1 protein-coding gene is annotated in these 1,639 nt (G+C 57.2%); it reads left to right on the top strand.

Features of this window, described 5'->3' with window-relative positions:
* Positions 1 to 8: 8 nt before the first annotated feature.
* Entirely contained in the window at positions 9 to 1,439 is a 1,431-nt protein-coding gene (locus HOP51_RS20820; RefSeq protein ID WP_234275779.1) for an IS1182 family transposase, read from the top strand.
* Positions 1,440 to 1,639 lie beyond the last annotated feature (200 nt).

The raw sequence follows: 1,639 nt of genomic DNA, 5'->3' as shown, positions 1-1,639 counted from the left end.
AGGTGCCGATGAAGCGATTCGTTGCAGGAGAGTCTCGATCGCAAGCCACGTTGTTCCCTGAGCTTCTGGATGATTTCGTCGCAGAGGACAACCCGGTCCGAGCCATCGAGGCCTTCGTCGAGGCTCTCGACCTCAGACAACTCGGCTTCAAGGGGGTCGACCCCCATGCCACCGGCAGGCCCGCGTATCATCCCGCTGTACTCCTGAAAATCTACCTCTACGGCTACCTCAATCGTGTCCAATCCAGCCGCCGCCTCGAACGCGAGGCGCAGCGCAATGTCGAGCTGATGTGGCTGACAGAGCGCCTGGCGCCGGACTTCAAGACGATTGCCGACTTTCGAAAGCAAAACGGCAAGGCAATCCGCGCCACCTGCCGAGACTTTGTCGTGCTATGCCGACGCCTGGGGCTCTTTTCACAAGCGATCGTGGCCATCGACGGAAGCAAGTTCAAGGCGGTCAACAACCGAGACCGCAACTTTACGTTTGCCAAGATGAAACGGCGCGCAGAGGAAATCGAGAAGAGCATCGAGCGTTACCTACATCAACTCGACTCAGCTGACCAAGGTGCCCCCGCTGTTACAGAAGCGCAGACAGCACAGCTGAAGGACAAGATCGCCGCCCTCACCGAGGAAGTACGGCGACTGCAATCCATTGAAATACAGAGAAATCAGGCACCTGACAAGCAGGTCTCGTTGACGGATCCCGATGCCCGCTCCATGACGACGCGAGGCACTGGGGTAGTGGGGTACAACGTCCAGACGGCCGTCGATAGCCGGCATCACTTGATCATCGCCCATGAGGTCACCAACGTCGGCAGTGACCGCAGTCAGCTTTCCCGGATGGCCAAGCAGGCGCGTGATGCCAGCGGCATCACAGATCTCAACGTCGTGGCTGATCGCGGTTACTTTAAGGGAGAGGAGATCCTCGCGTGCCACAAGGCCGGTATCACCACCTATCTCCCCAAACCGAAAACCTCACCGAGCCAGGCAAAGGGAATGTTTCCCAGAGAGGCATTTCGGTATGTACCTGAAAAGAATGAATATCGCTGCCCTGCGGGAGAGCGTCTGATCTGGCGTTTCAAGAGTATCGAAAAGGGCCAGATACTACATTGTTACTGGAGTTCGGCCTGCCCGTACTGCTCAAGGAAGCCGCAATGCACCACGGGAACCTACCGACGCATCAAGCGCTGTGAGCATGAGGATATGCTTGAGGCAGTGCAAGCTGGATTGGACCGGAAGCCGGAAATGATGCGCCTCAGGCGCCAGACAGTCGAGCACCCGTTCGGTACGCTGAAGGCTTGGATGGGCGCGACGCATTTTCTGACAAAAACCCTCGAGAACGTCAGCACGGAGATGAGTCTTCACGTGCTGGCCTACAACATGAAGCGCGTCATCAACATCCTCGGCACCAAGCGCTTGAGTCAGGCGATGCGGGCGTAATTCGCCTGCTGATTATGGCGCTTCGGTAGCGGCCTGTGACGTTCTCCAGGGAGGATTTCTCGGGGAGTGTTATTTTGAATAACCTCGGATGTGGCGATGATGGAAGTGCTCTAAAGCGTCTCGTTGGCCACTGAGAACGGCGTCATCGCCAGATACAGGTATAGGCGGCGGGTATTCGTGTTTTCACACAGCCTCGGTCG

The sequence above is a fragment of the Billgrantia zhangzhouensis genome, assembly GCF_021404465.1.
In the GTDB taxonomy this organism is placed as follows: domain Bacteria; phylum Pseudomonadota; class Gammaproteobacteria; order Pseudomonadales; family Halomonadaceae; genus Halomonas; species Halomonas zhangzhouensis.
Note: the sequence above shows the minus strand (reverse complement) of the source record. Positions and strands in the feature narration are given on the sequence as shown.